Origin of the sequence: Streptomyces sp. NPDC050315 (assembly GCF_040655775.1) — a bacterium.
Classification (GTDB): domain Bacteria; phylum Actinomycetota; class Actinomycetes; order Streptomycetales; family Streptomycetaceae; genus Streptomyces.
Genome location: NZ_JBFAKN010000004.1, coordinates 171,800 through 191,010, shown reverse-complemented (window position 1 = coordinate 191,010; position 19,211 = coordinate 171,800). Strand labels below are relative to the sequence as shown.

Here is a 19,211-nt window from a genome sequence, read left to right as displayed (position 1 = left end):
CAACCTTTACGTCCGAGGGGTGCCCGGGAGTCGTGGGCGTAGGGCATGATCGGAGTGCCCCACCTGCACAGCCAAGCCGAGTCCACCGCCGCACCGGTCCGCCGCAGGAGGCCCCTTGAGAGCCCGTACTCCCCACTGGTCCCGCCGAGGCTTTCTCGCCGCGAGCGGCGCGGGCGCCGCCACGTTCGCCCTCGCCTCGCCCGTCCCGAACGCCCGCGCCGATACGGCCGGCGACGAGTTCGCCACCCTGCGGCAGCGCTGGCTGGAGCTGCAGCTCGGTACGGGATACGACCCGGCCACCGAGCCGTACGCCGCCCGCCTGAAGGAGACCGGCGACCTCGCCCGGCGCTTCCGCGCCGCCATGGTGCCCGCCGATACCTCCCTCTGGCCCGACCACCCCTTCGACCCGCCGGCCGGCATCACCCAGAGTTACAGCCGGCTGAACGTCATGGCGCAGGCGTACGCACAGGACGGCACCGGGCTCACCGGGGACGCCTCGCTCGCCGCCGACGTGATCAAGGGCCTTGACCATCTGGAGGCACGGGTCTACCACCCCGCCACGACCCGGTACGGCAACTGGTGGGAATGGCAGATCGGCAGCCCGCGGCTGCTGCTGGACACCGTGGCGATCCTGTACGACCGGCTGACGGACGCGCAGCGCGCCGCCTACCTCGCCGCGGTGGATCATTTCGTACCGGACTCGATGCTCGGCGACTACACGGGCACCAGCACCGGCGCCAACCGCGTCGACCTGTGCCGGGTCGTCGCCCTGCGCGGCGTCCTCGGCCGGGCGCCGGCGAAGATCGCGCTCGCCCGCGACGCGCTCTCGCCGGTCTTCCCGTACGTGCAGAAGGGCGACGGGCTGTACGCCGACGGCTCGTTCATCCAGCACACCTGGGTGGCTTACTCGGGGACGTACGGGTACGTGCTGCTCGACGGGCTCGGGCGGCTGTTCACCCTGCTGCGCGGCAGCAGTTGGGAGGTGACCGACCCGAAGCGGCAGATCATCTTCGACAGCGTCGAGAACGCGTATGCGCCGCTGCTGCACAACGGGCTGATGATGGACAGCGTCAACGGGCGCGCCATAAGCCGCGGTTACCTGGTCAGCGACGACCGGAAAGTGATGCGGAGCGACCACTTTCACGGGCACGCGCTGCTGGGCGCCGTCGCCGTACTCGCGCAGGGCGCCTCCGCCGCCGAGCGGGACCGCTGGCACGCGCTGCTGAAGGGCTGGATCGAACGGGACACCACGCTGGAGGTGCTGACCGACCGGCAGTTCACGGTCGCGGACGCCGCCCGGCTGGCCGCCGTGGCCGCGGCGCCCGGCACCGCGGCGCCCGAGCCGGTCGCGCACAAGCTCTTCCCCGCCATGGACCGGGCGGTGCACCGCAGGCCCGGCTTCGCCGCGAACATCTCCATGGCGTCGAACCGGATCGCGTACTACGAGAACGGCAACGGCGAGAATCCGCGGGGCTGGCACACCGGCGCCGGGATGCTCTACTGGTGGGGCGCGGAGTTCGGCGGCGGCCAGTACACCGACTACTTCTGGCCGACGGTGGATCCGTACCGCCTGCCGGGGACGACGGTCTCCACCAAGAAGCTGGCCGACAACGAGGGCGGCGGCTGGGGTGAGCCCAAGCCCGCCGCGACATGGGTGGGCGGCACCACCGACGGCGAGTTCGCCGCCATCGGGCAGGACGTGCGCGGGCTCGCCTCGACGCTGCGCGCCAAGAAGTCCTGGTTCTGCCTGTCCGACACCGTCGTCTGCCTCGGCGCGGGGATCTCCGGCCGGGACGGCGTGCCCGCCGAGACGATCGTCGACAACCGCAATCTGGGCGCCTCGGGGACCGCGGCGCTCACCGTCGACGGCGTCCCCCAGCCCGCGACGACCGGCTGGACCGGCACCTTCCCGCGGGCCCGCTGGGCGCACCTGGAAGGGCACGGCGGATACGTCTTCCCCGGCGGCATGCCGCTCCGCGCGCTCCGCGAGGCCCGCACGGGCGCCTGGCGGGACATCAACACGGGCTCGTCGCCGGAGCGCGTCACCCGTCGCTATCTCACGCTCTGGCGGGACCACGGCACGGACCCGGCGGCCGCCTCGTACGCCTATCTGCTGATGCCGGGGGCCGGGCCGCGTACCCTCGCGGCGCGCGCCGCCGACCGGCACTGGCTGCGGATCACCGCCAATACGGGCGCGGCGCAGGCGGTGGAGGTGCTCGCGCTCGGCGTGACCGCGGCGAACTTCTGGACGGCCGGGACGGCGGGCACGCTGACCGCCTCGGCGCCGTCGTCCGTACTGGTGCGCAGGCAGGGCCGGACGGCGACGGTGTGCGTGGCGGAGCCGCCGCGCACGGGGCAGCCGGTGGAGATCGTCTGGGACCGTCCGGTACGGGACGTGGTGCGCGCCGGGCCCGGCGTCACGGTCCTGGAGACCGGCCGCCGGCTGCGGCTGCGGATCGGTCCGGGGAAGGTCTGCGCCACGCATACCTGTACGGTCACTACACACTGACCCGGCCGTCCGGGGGCGCGGTCAACGGGAGGACCGCCACAAGACCACACGGGTGTCTTTTGTGGGTCCCGCACAGCGGCTCGAATGCGCCGTTCCGCGTCCGGGGCCCCGCTGCGTCCCCCATACAGCGCGGTTCTGTCCTGCCTGCCCACGAAATCGCGCTCGACGTTGTGAGAAACCGACATCGGTTCATGAGCAGGTGTCCGCGTACCGTCGACGCATGACCACTGTCGAAGATGCGCCCGCCGAGGCGAACGACGCCCGCGGGCGCGTCGCCGAGCTGCACGCGATCCGTGAGCAGGCCCGGCGAGGCCCGAGTGAGCGCGCCACCGAGGCCCAGCGCGCCAAGGGCAAGCTCACCGCCCGCGAGCGAATCGACCTCCTGCTGGACGAGGGGTCCTTCAACGAGGTGGAGCCGCTGCGCCGGCACCGGGCGACCGGCTTCGGGCTGGAGAACAAGAAGCCCTACACCGATGGTGTGATCACGGGCTGGGGCACGGTGCACGGCCGTACCGTCTTTGTCTACGCGCACGACTTCCGGATCTTCGGCGGCGCGCTGGGCGAGGCCCACGCCACGAAGATCCACAAGATCATGGACATGGCGATCCAGGCGGGTGCCCCGCTGGTGTCGCTGAACGACGGCGCAGGTGCCCGTATCCAGGAGGGCGTCTCGGCGCTCGCCGGTTACGGCGGCATCTTCCAGCGCAACACCAAGGCGTCCGGCGTCATCCCGCAGATCAGCGTGATGCTCGGCCCCTGCGCGGGCGGCGCGGCCTACAGCCCGGCCCTGACCGACTTCGTCTTCATGGTCCGCGAGACCTCGCAGATGTTCATCACAGGGCCGGACGTGGTCCGCGCGGTGACCGGCGAGGAGATCACCCAGAACGGCCTGGGCGGCGCGGACGTGCACGCCGAGACCTCGGGTGTCTGCCACTTCGCGTACGACGACGAGGCCACCTGCCTGGAGGAGGTCCGCTACCTCCTCGCCCTGCTGCCGTCCAACAACCGCGAGAACCCGCCGTCCGTCCCCTGCGACGACCCGGCGGAGCGCGTCGGCGACGCGCTGCTGGACCTGGTGCCGGCCGACGGCAACCGCCCGTACGACATGCGCAAGGTCATCGAGGAGCTCGTCGACGACGGCGAGTTCCTGGAGGTCCACGAGCGCTGGGCGACCAACATCATCTGCGCGCTGTCCCGCATGGACGGCGAGGTCGTCGGCATCGTGGCCAACCAGCCGCAGTCGCTGGCGGGCGTGCTGGACATCGAGGCGTCGGAAAAGGCTGCCCGTTTCGTCCAGATGTGCGATGCTTTCAATATCCCGATCCTCACGCTGCTGGACGTCCCCGGCTTCCTGCCGGGCGTCGACCAGGAGCACGGCGGCATCATCCGGCACGGCGCGAAGCTGCTGTACGCGTACTGCAACGCCACCGTGCCGCGGATCTCGGTCGTGCTGCGCAAGGCGTACGGCGGTGCCTACATCGTCATGGACTCCCAGTCCATCGGTGCCGACCTCACCTATGCCTGGCCGACCAACGAGATCGCGGTGATGGGCGCCGAGGGCGCGGCCAACGTGATCTTCCGCAAGCAGATCGCCGAGGCGGACGACCCGGAGACCATGCGGGCCCGGATGGTCAAGGAGTACAAGTCGGAGCTGATGCACCCGTACTACGCGGCCGAGCGCGGCCTGGTCGACGACGTGATCGACCCGGCCGAGACCCGCGAGGTGCTGATCCGCTCGCTGGCCATGCTCCGGTCCAAGCACGCCGACCTGCCGGCCCGCAAGCACGGCAATCCGCCGCAGTAATTCCACTACCGCTCTGTACCGCAGCCACCCTGCGACCTTGGAGACGACGAAAGTGAATCCTGCCGATACCTCCGACCGTTCCCTGGTCCGCGTCGAGAAGGGCGAGGCCAGCGAGGAGGAGCTCGCCGCGCTGACCGCGGTACTGCTCGCCCGCGCCGCCCACCAGCCGGCCGCGCTCCCGGCGCAGCCGCACGCCACGGCCGCGCGCTGGCGCCGGCTGGAGCGCCAGCGCGGCTTCCGCGGCGCGCGCTCCTGGCAGGGGTAGCACAAAGCGACGACGAAGGGCCCCCGCACACCATGTGGTGTGCGGGGGCCCTTCGCGTACCGGCGGGGGTCAGGCCTGTACCGCTGCCGGTTCGGCCGTCGTGGCCGCCCGGGGAGATGCCTCGCCCTGCGGCTCCGGCAGCTTCAGGTACAAGGTCAGCAGCGCGGACACCACGTACAGCGCGGCGAAGATGATGACCACGCCGCCCGGGCCGAGCGGGCCGAGGAAGACGCTGACGATGGCGGGGCCGACGAAGGCCGCGCCGCCCGCGCCGAGGTTCAGCAGCGCCATCGCGCCGCCCTTCTTGTCGGGCGCGAGGGCGGGGATCAGGGCCGAGATGGGGACGAAGCCGGCCAGCGTCACGCCGTAGAGCATGCCGCAGACGAGCGCGACCCAGTAGTGGGAGCCGACGGCCTGCGGTACGAAGTACAGCGTCAGTGTGGTGATCGCGCAGCCGATGCCGCCGAAGGACGCGATCGTCTTCCGCCAGCCGATCTTGTCGCCGATCCAGCCGAAGAGCAGATTGCAGAAGACGTTCGTGCCGTAGATGACGGCCAGCAGGGTCAGCCAGCGGCCCTCGCCGAAGCCCAGCTCCTTGGCGAAGAACGTGGGCAGGAAGACCAGGAAGCCGAACTCCGGCGCGGTGTTGATGATGCGGACGACGCAGCCCACCGCGACCTTGGGGTGGGTCCAGGCGATGGAGAGGCTGGCGAGGAGGGACTGGACGGGCCTGACCCCGTGCGGGGCGAGGCGGGTGAAGCCGGTCCGCTCCCGGACGCCGAGCAGGCAGAACGCGCCGCCGAGCGCGATGATGCCCAGCGCCACCCAGAGCGTGCCGAACTGCCCGAAGAGCGGGTTGGTGGCCCCGGCGACCAGGGAGCCGAGGGTGGGCAGGCCGCCGGTGAAGGCCACGTAGAACCACCCCACCGCCGTGCCCATCCGGGCCACCGGGGCGGTCGCGGTGATCCAGACCAGGAAGCCGAAGGCGAAGAGCGGGTAGCCGAAGCCGCGCAGCCCGTAGAAGACCAGCATGAGGGGGTAGTTCTGCGGGGCGAGCGCGAAGACAAGGAAGAGGACGTCGAAGACGATCCAGACGGCCAGCCCCAGCTGCATCACCCGGCGCGGGCCCCACAGGTCCGACAGCGCGCCGGAGAGCCATGAGGCGAGCATGACCGTGACACCGTAGGCAGTGATGACGTACGAGGCGTGCACCTCGGTGCCGGCGCCGTGGTCCGCCATGTACGGCGCGATGAAGCCCGACTCGACACCGTCGCCGACCATGAAGAGCAGGACGCCGAGGTAGCCGAAGACCAGCGCCTTGGGGATGCCGAGGCGGTCGGGCAGTGAGAGCGCCGCTGGTGGAGCCATGTCGCGCCTCCGTAGGAGCGAGGGTGGTGAGGGTGTGACATCAGCAGCATGAATCCTGTGAACTTCACATGCAAGATGTGATTCAGGGTTTTCTGGGCCGTGATTCTCACAGCACTGAGCGTGATTTACGTGCTGAGGGGTGACGAATCTGTGATGCGGGTGTTAAATCCAACAGGGACGGAACAAAGGAGTGTGCCCTGATGACCACGACGCCCGACGGCCTCGGACACAACGCCGCGACCTTCCGCGAGGACTGGCTGGAGGGACTGGCCGACGCGTACGCGCGCACGCTCCGGCGGGTCCCCGGCACGTATGGCGTCGTCGGCCGCCATGTGCCGCGTAGCGGCAAGGTCGCGGTCGTGATCGGCGGCGGGTCCGGCCACTACCCGGCCTTCGCCGGACTGGTCGGCCCCGGGCTCGCGGACGCCGCCGCGGTCGGCGACGTCTTCGCCAGCCCCAGCGCGGAGCAGATCTACCGCACGGCGAAGGCCGCCGACGGCGGCGCCGGCGTGCTGATGTCCTACGGGAACTACGCGGGCGATGTGATGCACTTCGGTCTCGCCGCCCGGCGGCTGGCCGCGGAGGGCGTCGAGACCCGTACGGTACTGGTCACCGACGACGTGGCCAGCGGCCCGCCGCCGGTCGAGGGCCAGGAGATCGACCCCTCGCGCGACCGGCGCGGCGTGGCCGGCGACTTCTTCGTCTTCAAGGTGGCGGGCGCGGCGGCCGAGCGCGGCGACGACCTGGAGCGCGTGGCGGCGCTCGCGGCGCGCGCCAACGCCATGACGCGTACGTTCGGTGCGGCGTTCTCCGGCTGCACCCTGCCCGGCGCGAGCGAGCCGCTGTTCACCGTGAACAAGGGCACCACGGAGCTCGGCATGGGCATCCACGGCGAGCCCGGCCTGCGCACCACCCGCAGCCTCACCGCGACCGAACTCGCCGACGAGCTGGTCGACAACCTCCTCCCGGAGCTGCCGCGGCCGCCGGAGGGCGGGGGTGGCCGGGTCGCGGTGCTGCTGAACGGCCTGGGCCGGACCAAGTACGAAGAGATGTTCGTGGTGTTCCGGCAGGTCAACCGGCGGCTGAAGGAGGCGGGGCTGACGCCCTTCCGGCCCGAGGTCGGCGAGTTCGTCACCTCCTTCGACATGGCGGGCGTCTCGCTGTCGGTGATGGTCCTCGACGAGGAGCTTGCGCAGCTGTACGACGCGCCCTGCGACACCCCGGCCTTCCGCAGCCTGCCGGGGGTTCGCGGGGACGCCGACGACGTACGGGAGGCGGCGGGGGTGCCCGAAGAGCAGCCGCAGGCCGGGCCGTCCGGTGCCGATCTGCCCGTCACCGCCGCGCTGCAGGCCGCGCTGGACCTGGTCGCGGCGAACGAGGGCGAGCTGGGGCGGCTGGATGCGGTCGCGGGGGACGGTGATCACGGGATCGGGATCGTGCGGGGGTTGCGGGCGGCGGTCGCGGCTTGCCGCGCCGCCGAGCCGGGGCCCGCGGGGGATCCGCGGTCCGCGGGGCACGCGCTGCTCGCCGCGGGGCTGGCCCTCGCGGACGCCTCCGGCGGTGCGTCCGGTGCGCTGTACGGGGCGCTGCTGGCCGAGACCGGTGCCGTCCTCGTACGGGCTCCGGACGGGGCCTCCTGTACGACGGGGCTGCTTGCCGAGGCGGTGGGGGCGGCGCAGCGGGCGGTGTCGGAGCTGGGTGGGGCTCAGGTCGGGGAGAAGACCATGCTCGATGCGGTGGACCCGTTCCGGGCCGAGTTGGCGCATCGTACGGGTGAGCCGCTCGGTGTCGCCTGGCGGGCCGCGGCCGAGGTCGCCACGAAGGCGGCTGCCGCTACGGCGGAGCTTGTGCCGGCGCGGGGGCGGGCGGCCCGTATGGGCGACCTGGGTTACGGGCACGCTGACGCGGGTGCGACCTCGCTGGCGCTGATCGTCACCGCCGTAGGGGCGTCGCTCGGCTGACGAACCGCGCCACCGTCGTGGCTGGTCGCGCAGTTCCCCGCGCCCCTTAGGGCGCGCGAAGGGCCCCGCACACCGGAGTGTGCGGGGCCCTTCGCGTACGGGCGCGTCAGCGCAAGCGGGCCATCAGCGCGTGTTCCACGAGCGTGATGAGGGCGCTCTTGGCCTCGCTGCGGTGGCGGGCGTCCGTCGTGATGATCGGGGCGTCCGGGCCGATCTGGAGGGCCTCACGGACCTCGTCCGGCGTGTACGGCTGGTGTCCGTCGAAGCCGTTGAGGGCGATGACGAACGGCAGGCCGCTGTTCTCGAAGTAGTCGACCGCGGGGAAACAGTCCGCCAGGCGGCGGGTGTCCACGAGGACGACGGCGCCGATCGCGCCGCGGACCAGGTCGTCCCACATGAACCAGAAACGGTCCTGGCCGGGCGTGCCGAACAGGTAAAGGATCAGGTCCTGGTCGAGCGTGATACGGCCGAAGTCCATCGCCACCGTCGTGGTGGTCTTGTCCGGCGCGTGCGTCAGGTCGTCGATGCCCGCCGAGGCGGAGGTCATCACGGCTTCGGTACGCAGCGGATTGATCTCGGAGACGGCCCCGACGAAGGTCGTCTTGCCCACGCCGAAGCCGCCCGCCACCACGATCTTCGCGGAGGTGGTGGAGCGGGCTGCACCGCTAGAGCTTGCGAAGTCCACTGAGCACCCTTTCGAGCAGTGTCACATCTGGCTGTCCGCCGGCGGACTCGTCACCGCCGGGCTGATGGATGGCGACGAGTCCGGCCTCCGCCAGGTCGGCGACGAGGATCCGGGCGACGCCGAGGGGGATGGAGAGGAGCGCGGAGATCTCGGCGACCGACTTGATCTCGCGGCACAGATGGCAGATGCGCTGATGCTCCGGCAGCTGGCCCTGCAGCTGAGCCTGGCCGGCCGTGGTGTGCACCAGTGCCTCGATGGCGAGCTGGTAGCGCGGCCGGGTGCGGCCCCCGGTCATGGCGTACGGACGGACCAGCGGGTTCTGCGCGCCGCCGGTCGGCGCCGACGGCTCGGCGCGCCGCTGCGGCGGCTGCACCGGTTCTATCCGCGGCACCCGGGGCCCCTCGTCACCGTAGCCGTAGGGCGACGGGGAGGGGCTGCCGTACGTCGTGTCGTAGGGCTGCTGCTGCGGCGCGGGCCGCGGCTGCCGACGACTCGGCGCGGACGGGAAGTTGAAGCGGTTGTACTGGGTTTCGCCCTGCGACTCGGGCAGATGCCCGGAATCGTACGAATAACCGCCAGGGGGCGTTGCCACGTTTCCTCCTCCAACTTGCCAATCCGACGCCGGTCGCGCCACCGCACCCTATGGTGCGGTGGCGAGAAACGCACTGCCTGTCTGTCAGTTGAGAAGGCTGCCCTGCAGTTCGGCGCGCAGATCGGGCGTGAGAACGCTGCCCGCGCGGTCGACCAGCAGAGCCATCTCGTAACCGACGAGGCCGATGTCGCACTCGGGGTGCGCCAGTACGGCCAGCGACGATCCGTCCGAGACGGACATGATGAAGAGGAACCCGCGCTCCATCTCCACCACGGTCTGGTTGACGCTCCCGCCTTCGAAAATGCGGGAGGCACCCGAGGTCAGCGAGGTGAGCCCGGAGGCCACCGCCGCCAACTGATCGGCTCTGTCCCGAGGGAACCCCTCGGACATGGCGAGGAGGAGACCGTCTGCGGAGACCACGACCGTGTGGGACACACCGGGGGTGTTGTCCACGAAGTTGGTGATCAACCAGTTCAGGTTCTGCGCCGCCTGGCTCATCGGGCTCACACTAACGCTCCTGATCGTAGGTGCTGCCGGGGCCGAAGCCCTGTTGGTCATTCTTGGGTGACTCCATACCGGCACTGCGTCCCTGCTGGACACCGCGGCGCAGGTTGCTCAGCCTGCCCCGGACGTCCTCGGGCGCACGGGAGACCTGGGGGCCGCCCTGCAGAGTCTGCTCCGCCGTGCCCTCGACCAAATTGGCCTTGGGCACCCGCCGGGGGAGACCGGAGGAGGTGATCCCGCCTGCCTTCGGCTCGCGAAGCTGCTCCGCCCGCTGCCAGCGCTCATCGTTGGCGGTACGCCAACCAAAGCTGTCCTCCGACGTGCTCCGCTGTTGCGGGGGCGACGCCGGCTCCTCGGGCTGCTGCCACTCCTGCTTGGCCTGGGCCTTGTCACCTCCGCGGCGCGGAAGGCCGGCGTCGGTCAGGGAGTGGGTTTCGCTCGGGGTGGGACCCGGACGATCGAATGCTACGCGTTCCTGCGGCTGCGCGGGAGCGTCGGGACCATTGTGGCCCGATTCCGCTTGACTGCCGAAGTAGCCCTGGAACGGAGCCGGTTCGCTCCATCCGGGACCCTGCCGGCCGTCTGCGGAGTACTGCGGCTGCTCGCCGGTGGGCTCCGGAGAACCCTGGTCGAACAGGTTCCGACCACCGAAGGAACGGTCGTCGTAGGCGCCGGCGGGGCCGTCGTGGGACTGCTGTCCGGCGGTCTCCTGGGGGGCGTACGGCTGCTCCTGGAAGCCGTCGTACGCGGCGCCCGAGCCCTCCGCTTGGCCGCGTCGGGGGAGCGGGCCGAAGTCCTGCGCCTGGTTCTGCGCGGGCTCCTGACCGGGCGCACCGTTCCGCGGTGCGCCGTTCTGTGCTTCCAGTGCCGCGCGGCGCTCCTCGCGGAGCAGCGAGCGGCCCACGGGGTCCAGGTCGGCGGAGTCGCCCGACGGCCGGTAGTGGTCGTCGAAGCCGAGCTCGGCCGCGGTACGGATGTCCTCGGGCTGCTGGAACGACTGCGGGTGCTCCGGCATGATCCGGGAGACCGTGAAGTCGTCCTCGAAGGTGTCCTCGCCGCCACCGCCGTGGGTGATCGCCTCCGGCAGCATGACCAGCGAGGTGGTGCCGGCCTGCTCGCCCGAGGGGCGCAGCTGGACGCGGATGCCGTGCCGGTCCGCTAGCCGGCCGACCACGAAGAGGCCCATGCGCTGGGAGATCGCGATGTCGACGGTCGGCGGGTTGGCCAGCTTGTGGTTGATGTCCGCGAAGTCCTCGGGGGTGAGCCCGATGCCCTTGTCGTGGATCTCGATCATCACGCGGCCGTCGGGGAGACGGGTCGCGGTGACCCGCACCTTGGTCTGCGGCGAGGAGAACGTGGTGGCGTTCTCCAGCAGCTCGGAGAGGAGGTGCACGAGGTCGGTGACGGCCTGGCCGTGGATCTCGCTCTCGGGGAAGCCCTGGAGCTCGATGCGCTCGTAGGACTCCACCTCGGAGGTGGCCGCGCGGAGCACGTCGATCAGCGGGACCGGCTGGGTCCAGCGGCGGCCTGGCTCCTCGCCCGCGAGGATGAGGAGGTTCTCGCCGTTGCGCCGCATACGGGTGGCGAGGTGGTCCAGGCTGAAGAGGTTCTCCAGCTGGTCGGGGTCCGCCTCGTTGTTCTCCAGGTCCGTGATGAGGGACAGCTGCCGCTCGATCAGGCCCTGGTTGCGGCGCGAGAGGTTGGTGAAGATCGCGTTGACGTTGCCCCGCAGCAGCGCCTGCTCGGCGGCCAGCCGCACGGCCTCGCGGTGGACCTGGTCGAAGGCCCGCGCGACCTCGCCGATCTCGTCGGTGGTGGTGATCGGGATCGGCTTGACGCGGGTGTCGACCCGGCCCGGGTCCGTACGGGAGAGCTGGTCGACCAGCATCGGCAGCCGCTGCTCGGCGATGCCGAAGGCGGCGGTGCGCAGCTCCTGCATGTTGCGGGTCATCGAGCGGGCCATCAGCCCGGCGATGAGGAAGGCGATGATCAGCGCGCCGAGGGCGACGCCGGAGTCCACGAAGGTGGTCTGCTGTGCGTCGTCGGCGATCGCCGCGGCCTCGTCCACCGCCTTGTCGGCGAGGTCCTTCTCGATGCCGCGGTACATGTCGAACTTGCCGGTGGACGCCGCGAACCAGGTCTGCGGCGTGACGCCCTGGGCGGCGAGCAGCTGCGGCGAGGCGCCGGAGGAGATCGCCTGGACCATCTCTTCGATGGACGGCGGGGTCTTGAACTGCCGGCCGGCCGCGCTCGCCTGCTTGCGCGCCTTGGCGGCCTGCTGCCGGCCCTTCTTCTTGAGGGCCGCGGAGTCCTTCTTCAGGCGCTCGATGTCCTCGGGGGTGCCGCCGGAGGTGTACTCGCCGATGGCGATGCCCTCCAGGTAGGCGTACGACGCGAAGGCGGTGAGCTGCTTCTTGCGCTCCTTGGCGCCTGCCGCCGGGTGCACCAGCAGGTGGGTGCCGATGGAGCGCTGCAGGGAGGTGGCGGCCTTTGCCAGCGAGACGGCGTAGACCGTGCGTCCGTAGGAGGTGATGTTGCCGGTGCCCAGTCCCAGCTCGTTGGAGAACTCCATCAGCGGGTGCTGGACCTCGGTGTAGCCCTCTTCGGTCTGCACACCGGTCAGCTGCGAGGTGTAGGCGGCCTTGCGCAGCACGTCGAGCTTGGGCTCGACCTTCTCGAAGACCGCGAGGCGGCGCTTCAGGCCCGGCTTGTCGGGCATGTTCCGGACCGCGTCGTGGAAGTCGGCGGCGGCGGCGTCGGTCGCGGCCCGCGCGTCCCGGACGACCGGGTCGTTGCGCTTGCCCTGGAGGAGCGGCGCCGCGGTGCGGTCCCGCTCGTCGACGATGGCCTGGCCGTAGGAGGCGGCCGCCTGGACCAGCTTCGCGGTGTTCTCGGCGTCCTGGGCTTCGTTCCAGGTCGAGACCGAGGTGTTCACCCGCAGCCCGGCGAAGATCAGCGCCAGGATCACGGGGAGCAGGAGGATCGCGTTCAGGCGGGTGGCCACGCGCCAGTTGCGCGGGGACATCCGGTTGCCGCGCACCGGCTGGGTGCTCAGCGGACTTTCAGGCGCGTCGGAAGGCGACGCCGTATGACGCGGCGGCGGTGTGAAGTTGCCCCGCTGCGCCGCCTGCTGCGGCGCGGGGCCCGACTTGCTTCGCCTCACTCGACCAACAACCTCTCGGCGCCGGCACGTATCTCGCTGTGCCGTTTCGTTCTGGGCGTTACCTACTCCGGAGTTCAGCGAATTCCAGCACGTCAGGGCCGCGCGTTCCAAACAGTGCGCACAAGATGAGTAAGCCCTGCGGGACGCCAGATAAAAGGGGCGTTAAGGGCGAGGCGCGGCAAAAGCCGGGGGGAAAGTGAACACAGCGAAGCCAGCTGTGCGCATCCGGTGTCGAGCTCCCGGGATTTCTCTGTCGAAACGTTATGAACGCCGGGGCCCGGCGTGTCCAAGGACACAGCGCACCCCGGCGCAACTTGCTGTGCGGCAGCGTTACTTGAGCCGCGCCATAAGAGCGTGTTCGACGAGTGTGATGAGGGCACCCTTGGCCTCGCCGCGGTGCCGGGCATCGGTGGTGATGATCGGCGTGTCGGGGCCGATCTGCAGCGCTTCGCGCACCTCGTCGGGGGTGTACGGCTGCTGCCCGTCGAACCCGTTCAGCGCGATGACGAACGGCAGTCCGCTGTTCTCGAAGTAGTCGACCGCGGGGAAGCAGTCCGAGAGCCGGCGGGTGTCGACGAGTACCACGGCACCGATCGCACCGCGGACGAGATCATCCCACATGAACCAGAAACGGTCCTGGCCGGGAGTGCCGAACAGATAAAGAATCAAATCCTGATCGAGGGTGATACGCCCGAAATCCATGGCGACGGTGGTCGTCGTCTTGTCCTGCACGTGACTGAGGTCGTCGATGCCCGCGGAAGCGGACGTCATGACGGCCTCGGTACGCAGCGGATTGATCTCGGAAACCGCCCCGACAAAGGTGGTTTTGCCCACGCCGAAACCGCCCGCCACCACGATCTTCGCGGACGTGGTCGAACGGGGCGCGGGGTCAGAGCTTGCGAAGTCCACTGAGCACCCTCTCCAGCAAGGTCACATCGGGCGTGCCGCCGGCCTCACCGCTGCCGCCGGCCTCACCGCTGCCGCCGGGCTGGTGGATCGCCACCATGCCGGCCTCGGCCAGGTCGGCGACCAGGATTCTCGCCACCCCCAGCGGTATGTGCAGCAGCGCGGAGACCTCCGCCACCGACTTCACCTCGGCGCACAGGTGGCAGATGCGCTGGTGCTCCGGCAGCAGCCCGGGCAGCTGGGAGGGATCGGCCGTGGTGCTGACCAGCGCCTCGATGGCGAGCTGGTAGCGCGGCCGGGTCCGGCCTCCGGTCATCGCATAAGGGCGGACCAGTGGCTGGTCGCCCCCGTCGTCGCCGTACGGCTCGCTGGTATAGCCGTACGGGCCGGGCGAAGCGGGTGGCGGGGTCATGGGTCCTCCGGGCTGGACAACTGGCTGTCGTCGGATCGGGCCGGTGGGGGGTTCTTCGGCACGTGGGGTCGGTGGCGGATCAGTTCAGCAGGCTGCCCTGCAGCTCGGCCCGCAGGTCCGGCGTCAGCACGCCGCCCGCACGGTCGACCAGCAGAGCCATCTCGTAACCGACGAGGCCGATGTCGCACTCGGGGTGCGCCAGTACGGCCAGCGACGATCCGTCCGAGATCGACATCAGGAAGAGGAAGCCGCGCTCCATCTCCACCACGGTCTGATTGACGTTCCCGCCCTCGAAGATGCGGGACGCGCCGGATGTCAGGGAGGTGAGCCCGGAGGCCACCGCGGCGAGCTGGTCGGCCCGGTCCCGCGGGAAGCCCTCGGACATCGCGAGCAGCAGACCGTCCACCGAGACGACCACCGTGTGGGACACCCCGGGGGTGTTCTCCACGAAATTGGTGATCAACCAGTTCAGGTTCTGCGCCGCCTGGCTCATCGGACTCAACTAACGCTCCTGCTGGTGAGTGGGGTCCACGATGGGGTGCGTGCCGGTGTGTCCGGCCTGCCGGCCCTGCTGGATGCCCCGGCGGAGATTGGTCAGCCGGCCCCGCACGTCGTCGGGCGAACGGGAGACCTGCGGGCCGCCCGCACGCTGCTCCTGCTGCGCGGTGCCTGCGACGAGGTTCGCACGCGGGACCCGGCGCGGCAGCCCGGAAGTGGTGATCCCGCCGGCCGCGGGCTGCCGGACCTGCTCGGCCCGGCGCCAGACGTCGTCATTGGGCGAGGAACGCCACTCGGCCTGCGCCTGAGCGCCGCCGCCGGCCGGCTCGCGCCGCGGCAGCCGCGGCGCCTCCGGGGCGCTCTGCGGCCGGCTCACGGGCTCCTCGGCCGCGCTGCCGCCCGGCTGGGTGAACCAATTCGACTCGATCGTGTCGAAGATCGGCGAACCCGCGTCGCCCGTGCTCCGCGGCGCGGGGCCGCCGAGCAGATCGGCGTCGTCCGCAGCGGAGTACGGCTGCTGCTGTACGGGGGCCTCGTCGGCCCGGGGCGCGCGCCCGAAGGCACCGTCCCGGCCGAAGGCGTCGTCGCGGCCGAAGGAGTCGGTGTCGTACGCCTGGCCGCCGCGTGCCGGGGCGCTCTCCTCGGCGGGACGGTCGTCCTGCCCGGACTGCCCGGACTGCTCGGACAGCGGGGCGAACTCGCCGCTCCACATGGGGCTGGTGGGCCGGTCGGGCGCCGGGGGAGAAGCGGGCGCCTCCTCGGGCGCACCGGAGGACGGCGCCGAGGGCAGCTCGAACTCGCCGCTCCACATGGGCCGGTCGCCCTGCGCGGGGCCCTGCGCGGAGGACGTGCCGCGCGCCGGGGCGTTCGCGCCGGGGCGCTGCCCGCCGAAGTCCGGGCGCTCGAACTGCGCCGTGTCACCGGGGCCGCCGGCCGCCGGGCGCTCGAACTGCCCGGTGGTCTCGGGACGCCGGTACCGGCCGGATATCTCCTGTCCGGCGCTCTCCGGCTCCTCGTGGCCGCGCGGGCGGTCGTCCTGGCCCTGGCGGGGCGCCAGCGGCCAGTCGCCGGCCGCCTCGCCGCGCTCGCGCCGCGCACCCCAGCTGGAGCCGGGCTGCTGGCCGGGCTGCCGCGGCGCGGACTCCGCCGCGTTCGAGGGGCCGCCGGTCAGCTCGCCGGCCGGGCTGCGGGTGGGCAGCTGCGGCCGCTCGCCGCGCGGCGCGGGCGCGCCGGTGGGCGGGGCGACGGTCGGCTGGTGGCTCGCGGCCGGCGGCTGGGCCGGCTCGCCGCCGCGCACCGGCAGCGTGGGCCGGTCCTGGTCGGCGGGGGCCGCGGGACGGTCGCCGAAGGCGTTGTTCTGCGTACGGGCCGGGGCGCCGGGCGCGCCACCGGGGGCACCGCCGGGCGCGCCCGCTCCGGGGCGGCCGGGCAGCGCGGTACGGGGACCGGCGCCCATCTGGCCGCGCGGCTGCAGGCCCGCGAGGCGGCTGGAGTGCTGGCCGCCGGCGTCACCGGCGCCGCGCCCGCCGGCGGGCTTGCCGCCCGGGCCGGGCTTCTTGCCGGCGCCGCCGCTCTGCGCGACGTCCACCGGGAGCATGACCAGGGCGGTCGTACCGCCGGAGTCCGAGGGACGCAGCTGGACGCGGATGCCGTGCCGCAGGGACAGCCGGCCGACCACGAAGAGGCCCATCCGGCGGGACACCGAGACGTCCACGGTCGGCGGGCTGGCCAGCCGCTCGTTGATCGCCGAGAGGTCCTCGGGGGAGAGGCCGATGCCGGTGTCGTGGATCTCGACCAGGACGCGGCCGTCGGGCAGCGCGTGGCCGGTGACCTTGACCTTGGTCTGCGGCGAGGAGAACGAGGTCGCGTTCTCCAGCAGCTCGGCGAGGAGGTGTACGAGGTCGTTGACGACGCGGCCCGCGACCTCGGTGGTCGGTACCGCGCTCAGTTCGATGCGCTCGTACTGCTCCACCTCGGAGGCGGCGGCGCGCAGCACGTCGACCAGCGGGACCGGGCGGGTCCAGCGGCGGCCCGGCTCCTCGCCCGCGAGGACGAGGAGGTTCTCGCCGTTACGGCGCATTCGGGTCGCGAGGTGGTCGAGCTTGAAGAGAGAGGAGAGCTGGTCGGGGTCGGCCTCGCGGGACTCCAGCTCCGAGATCAGCGAGAGCTGGCGCTGGATGAGGCCCTGCGACCGCCGCGAGAGGTTGGTGAACATCGCGTTGACGTTGCCTCGCAGCAGCGCCTGCTCGGACGCCAGCCGGACGGCCTCGCGGTGCACCTCGTCGAACGCAGTGGCCACCTTGCCGATCTCGTCCCGGCTGTGCACGCCGACGGACTCGACGGAGGTGTCCACGTCCTGCGGGTCGGCCTCGGAGAGGTGCTTGACCAGCTCGGGCAGCCGCTTCTGGGAGACCGTCTGCGCGGTGTCCTGCAGCCGGCGCAGCGAGCGGACCATGGAGCGGGAGACGACGAACGCGCCGATGAGCGAGATGCCCAGGACGAGCAGGATCACCGCACCGTTGAGGATCGCGCCGGTGGTGGCGTCGTTGCGCAGCTCGCGGGACTTCTGCTCCATCTGGGAGAGCAGCGTGGTCTCGATCCGCGACATCAGGTTGATCTTGTTGGTGTCCAGGTCGTACCAGTCCAGGTACGACATCTGCTCACCGCGGATGCCCGACTCGGTCTTGAAGGAGCGGTCGGCGAAGGAGTTCGCGTGCTCGATGTCGTCGTTGCCGCTGTCCAGGCCCTCCATGAGGGAGGCGGCGCCGGGGTAGATGTTGGAGAACCGCTTGAGCGCGGACTCCTCGTTGTCCTCGGCGGTGCGGCCGGCCAGCCGGTCGTTCGCGGACAGGTGGGCATGGCCCTTGTGCGACAGACCGGCGCTGACGAACGCCCGCTGCATCGACGCGTACTCCTTGGCGGAGGAGAACGCGGCCAGGGAGCGGGTGCTCTGGATCATCTCCGGGCTGCTGGTCGCCTGCGCCATGTCCTGGGAGAGCGCGAGCAGGGACGTGATCAGCTGGTTGTACGCGGTGACGGTCTGGGCGACGTTCTCCTTGTCGGAGTACGCCTTGTTCCGCACCTCGTTGAGCGTGCCCAGCTGACGCTGGATGTCGACGATCGTGGCGCGCACGCCGGCCATCGAGCCGCGGGCCGCGTCGACGTCGTCGGTGTGCTCCTTGAAGGACTTGATCGCGCGGTCGGTCTCCTCGCGCGGCGCCACCACATCGGTGTCGTCCTTGGTGTTGCCGGAGCCGGCCAGCGGGCCCGCCGAGCGGTCCCGCTCCTCCTGGAGCGCGTCGGCCAGCTCGGTGGCCTGCCGCGTCATCTCCGTGAGGAGCTCCATCCGGTCGAGCTGCTCCATGTTGTCCAGCTCGCTGCTGATCCGCAGGCCGCCCAGCGTGGTGGCGGCGACCACGGGCAGCGCGATCAGGGAGACCAGGCGCGTGCTGATGCGCCAGTTGCGCAGCGACAGACGGGCCCCGGGGCCCACGGGGCCCTTGGCCTTGGGGCGCTCGGCGGCGGAGTCGCCGGCCGGCGCCGGGTCGGTCCGGTCGGTCGGCAACGTGCCGCTCGCCGGACCGTTGCTCTGGGCGCGCGACTGCGAGGAGGCGCGGTCGGTCCCGCCGCGCAGCTCCGGGTCAGCCGCAGCGCTGCCATCCCTCTTGAAACGTCCCTGCACTAGCGTCGCAACCTCTGGACCAGGCGTCCCTCCGCGGTGACGGCGGGACGGTGTCGAGTCGTAGGGGGCCGCGGGCCCCATGGCGGTCGTGAGTGTGACCGGCGGGCTACTCCCTCTGGCGAAGAGAGCGGCACCCACCGCGCGGCGCTGCCTGCGCCCCCTGCGCGCCGTGTGAAACATGCGGCGGTCCGGGGAATTCCAGCACAGTGCCGCATCAGCAACAAGAGCGGAGCCCCTGGCTGTGACATGAGTGACGCAATGTATGGAGTGAGTAACGAGTAGTAGAAGCTTCCGCCCCTTATAACGGACTTTTGCGAGCGTTACGGGCGCTATAGCGTCCCACCCCCGGGTCCGTAAAGGGGTGTGGAACATGTGCTTCGATCCGCCAATGTCCGTTTAGTCAACGGCGTTCGATCATGAAAATTGCGGCATTTGCCGCAGAGTTCGTGAGCAAACTCACATGATGATCACCGACTTGACCGCGAGATCGACGGGAATGGCGCGCATAGCCTGAGGCTTTACACAGGTGCCGCAATCGCCCAGCGGCACCTGCACGGGCAGTGACCACCACACGCGAGATACGCGAGGCATTCCGCAGTGAAGACGACGATGATGTTCCGCTCCATAGCCAACCCGCGGCGCACGACCCTGATGCACCTGAAGGACGCCGAGGAACTGCAGGCCGCACCGGTCCAGGACGCCGCACAGCCGGAGCACGCCGTCGAGCTGCCCACCCAGACCGCCAACCCCCGCCGCACCGTCCTGATGGACGCGCCCGAGTAGGACGCGTCGCACAAAAAGGACAGAGGACGGGCGCTGCTCCCGCGATAGCCTGGGGTGTCCACTCCCGGCAAGAGATCAA

General features: G+C 71.1%; 14 protein-coding genes. 5 read left to right on the top strand and 9 right to left on the bottom strand.

Annotated elements, in window-relative coordinates:
- Nucleotides 1-115 precede the first annotated feature (115 nt).
- The 3 genes from AB0I82_RS16170 (at nt 116) to AB0I82_RS16160 (ending at nt 4,578) form a co-directional block, all read left to right on the top strand.
- Entirely contained in the window at nt 116-2,509 is a 2,394-nt protein-coding gene (locus AB0I82_RS16170) for a polysaccharide lyase 8 family protein (protein WP_363257884.1), read from the top strand.
- Between the two features lie 220 nt (nt 2,510-2,729).
- Entirely contained in the window at nt 2,730-4,313 is a 1,584-nt protein-coding gene (locus tag AB0I82_RS16165) for an acyl-CoA carboxylase subunit beta (RefSeq protein WP_031051544.1), read from the top strand.
- Nucleotides 4,314-4,350: 37 nt separating this feature from the next.
- Nucleotides 4,351-4,578, top strand: coding sequence for an acyl-CoA carboxylase epsilon subunit (locus AB0I82_RS16160; protein ID WP_223732411.1), 228 nt, complete (start codon nt 4,351-4,353; stop codon nt 4,576-4,578).
- Between the two features lie 69 nt (nt 4,579-4,647).
- Here AB0I82_RS16160 and AB0I82_RS16155 read toward each other — a convergent pair whose 3' ends face one another.
- Entirely contained in the window at nt 4,648-5,946 is a 1,299-nt protein-coding gene (locus tag AB0I82_RS16155) for an MFS transporter (protein WP_363257883.1), read from the bottom strand.
- A gap of 200 nt (nt 5,947-6,146) precedes the next feature.
- Here AB0I82_RS16155 and AB0I82_RS16150 point away from each other — a divergent pair, with 200 nt between their 5' ends.
- Nucleotides 6,147-7,907, top strand: coding sequence for a dihydroxyacetone kinase family protein (locus AB0I82_RS16150; protein ID WP_363257882.1), 1,761 nt, complete (start codon nt 6,147-6,149; stop codon nt 7,905-7,907).
- A 106-nt stretch (nt 7,908-8,013) separates the two neighbouring features.
- On the opposite strand, the gene AB0I82_RS16145 is transcribed toward AB0I82_RS16150, so the two are convergent.
- The 8 genes from AB0I82_RS16145 to AB0I82_RS16110 form a co-directional block, all read right to left on the bottom strand.
- A complete protein-coding gene (locus AB0I82_RS16145; protein ID WP_073447656.1) occupies nt 8,014-8,592 on the bottom strand; it encodes an ATP/GTP-binding protein in 579 nt (192 codons plus the stop codon).
- Nucleotides 8,573-9,184 (bottom strand): DUF742 domain-containing protein, encoded by a 612-nt coding sequence (locus AB0I82_RS16140; RefSeq protein WP_363257881.1) that lies wholly within the window; start codon nt 9,182-9,184, stop codon nt 8,573-8,575. The genes AB0I82_RS16145 and AB0I82_RS16140 overlap by 20 nt, the downstream gene beginning before the upstream one ends.
- Nucleotides 9,185-9,268: 84 nt before the next feature.
- Complete coding sequence (locus AB0I82_RS16135; protein WP_030257992.1) at nt 9,269-9,682, bottom strand: roadblock/LC7 domain-containing protein; 414 nt, start codon at nt 9,680-9,682, stop codon at nt 9,269-9,271.
- Between the two features lie 10 nt (nt 9,683-9,692).
- Nucleotides 9,693-12,851 (bottom strand): nitrate- and nitrite sensing domain-containing protein, encoded by a 3,159-nt coding sequence (locus AB0I82_RS16130; RefSeq protein ID WP_363257880.1) that lies wholly within the window; start codon nt 12,849-12,851, stop codon nt 9,693-9,695.
- A gap of 330 nt (nt 12,852-13,181) precedes the next feature.
- Nucleotides 13,182-13,760, bottom strand: a complete 579-nt coding sequence (locus AB0I82_RS16125) for an ATP/GTP-binding protein (protein WP_363257879.1) — start codon at nt 13,758-13,760, stop codon at nt 13,182-13,184.
- Nucleotides 13,741-14,169: a DUF742 domain-containing protein gene (locus AB0I82_RS16120; protein ID WP_363257877.1), complete on the bottom strand. Its 429-nt coding sequence runs from the start codon at nt 14,167-14,169 to the stop codon at nt 13,741-13,743. The genes AB0I82_RS16125 and AB0I82_RS16120 overlap by 20 nt, the downstream gene beginning before the upstream one ends.
- A gap of 79 nt (nt 14,170-14,248) precedes the next feature.
- Nucleotides 14,249-14,671 (bottom strand): roadblock/LC7 domain-containing protein, encoded by a 423-nt coding sequence (locus tag AB0I82_RS16115; protein ID WP_078888980.1) that lies wholly within the window; start codon nt 14,669-14,671, stop codon nt 14,249-14,251.
- On the bottom strand, nt 14,672-18,349 hold the full coding sequence (locus AB0I82_RS16110; protein ID WP_363257875.1) for a nitrate- and nitrite sensing domain-containing protein: 3,678 nt from the start codon (nt 18,347-18,349) through the stop codon (nt 14,672-14,674).
- Nucleotides 18,350-18,946: 597 nt separating this feature from the next.
- Between AB0I82_RS16110 and AB0I82_RS16105 the strand changes: the two genes are divergently transcribed.
- Nucleotides 18,947-19,132 carry a hypothetical protein gene (locus AB0I82_RS16105; protein ID WP_363257874.1) on the top strand — a complete coding sequence of 62 codons (186 nt, stop codon included), beginning with the start codon at nt 18,947-18,949 and terminating at the stop codon, nt 19,130-19,132.
- Nucleotides 19,133-19,211 lie beyond the last annotated feature (79 nt).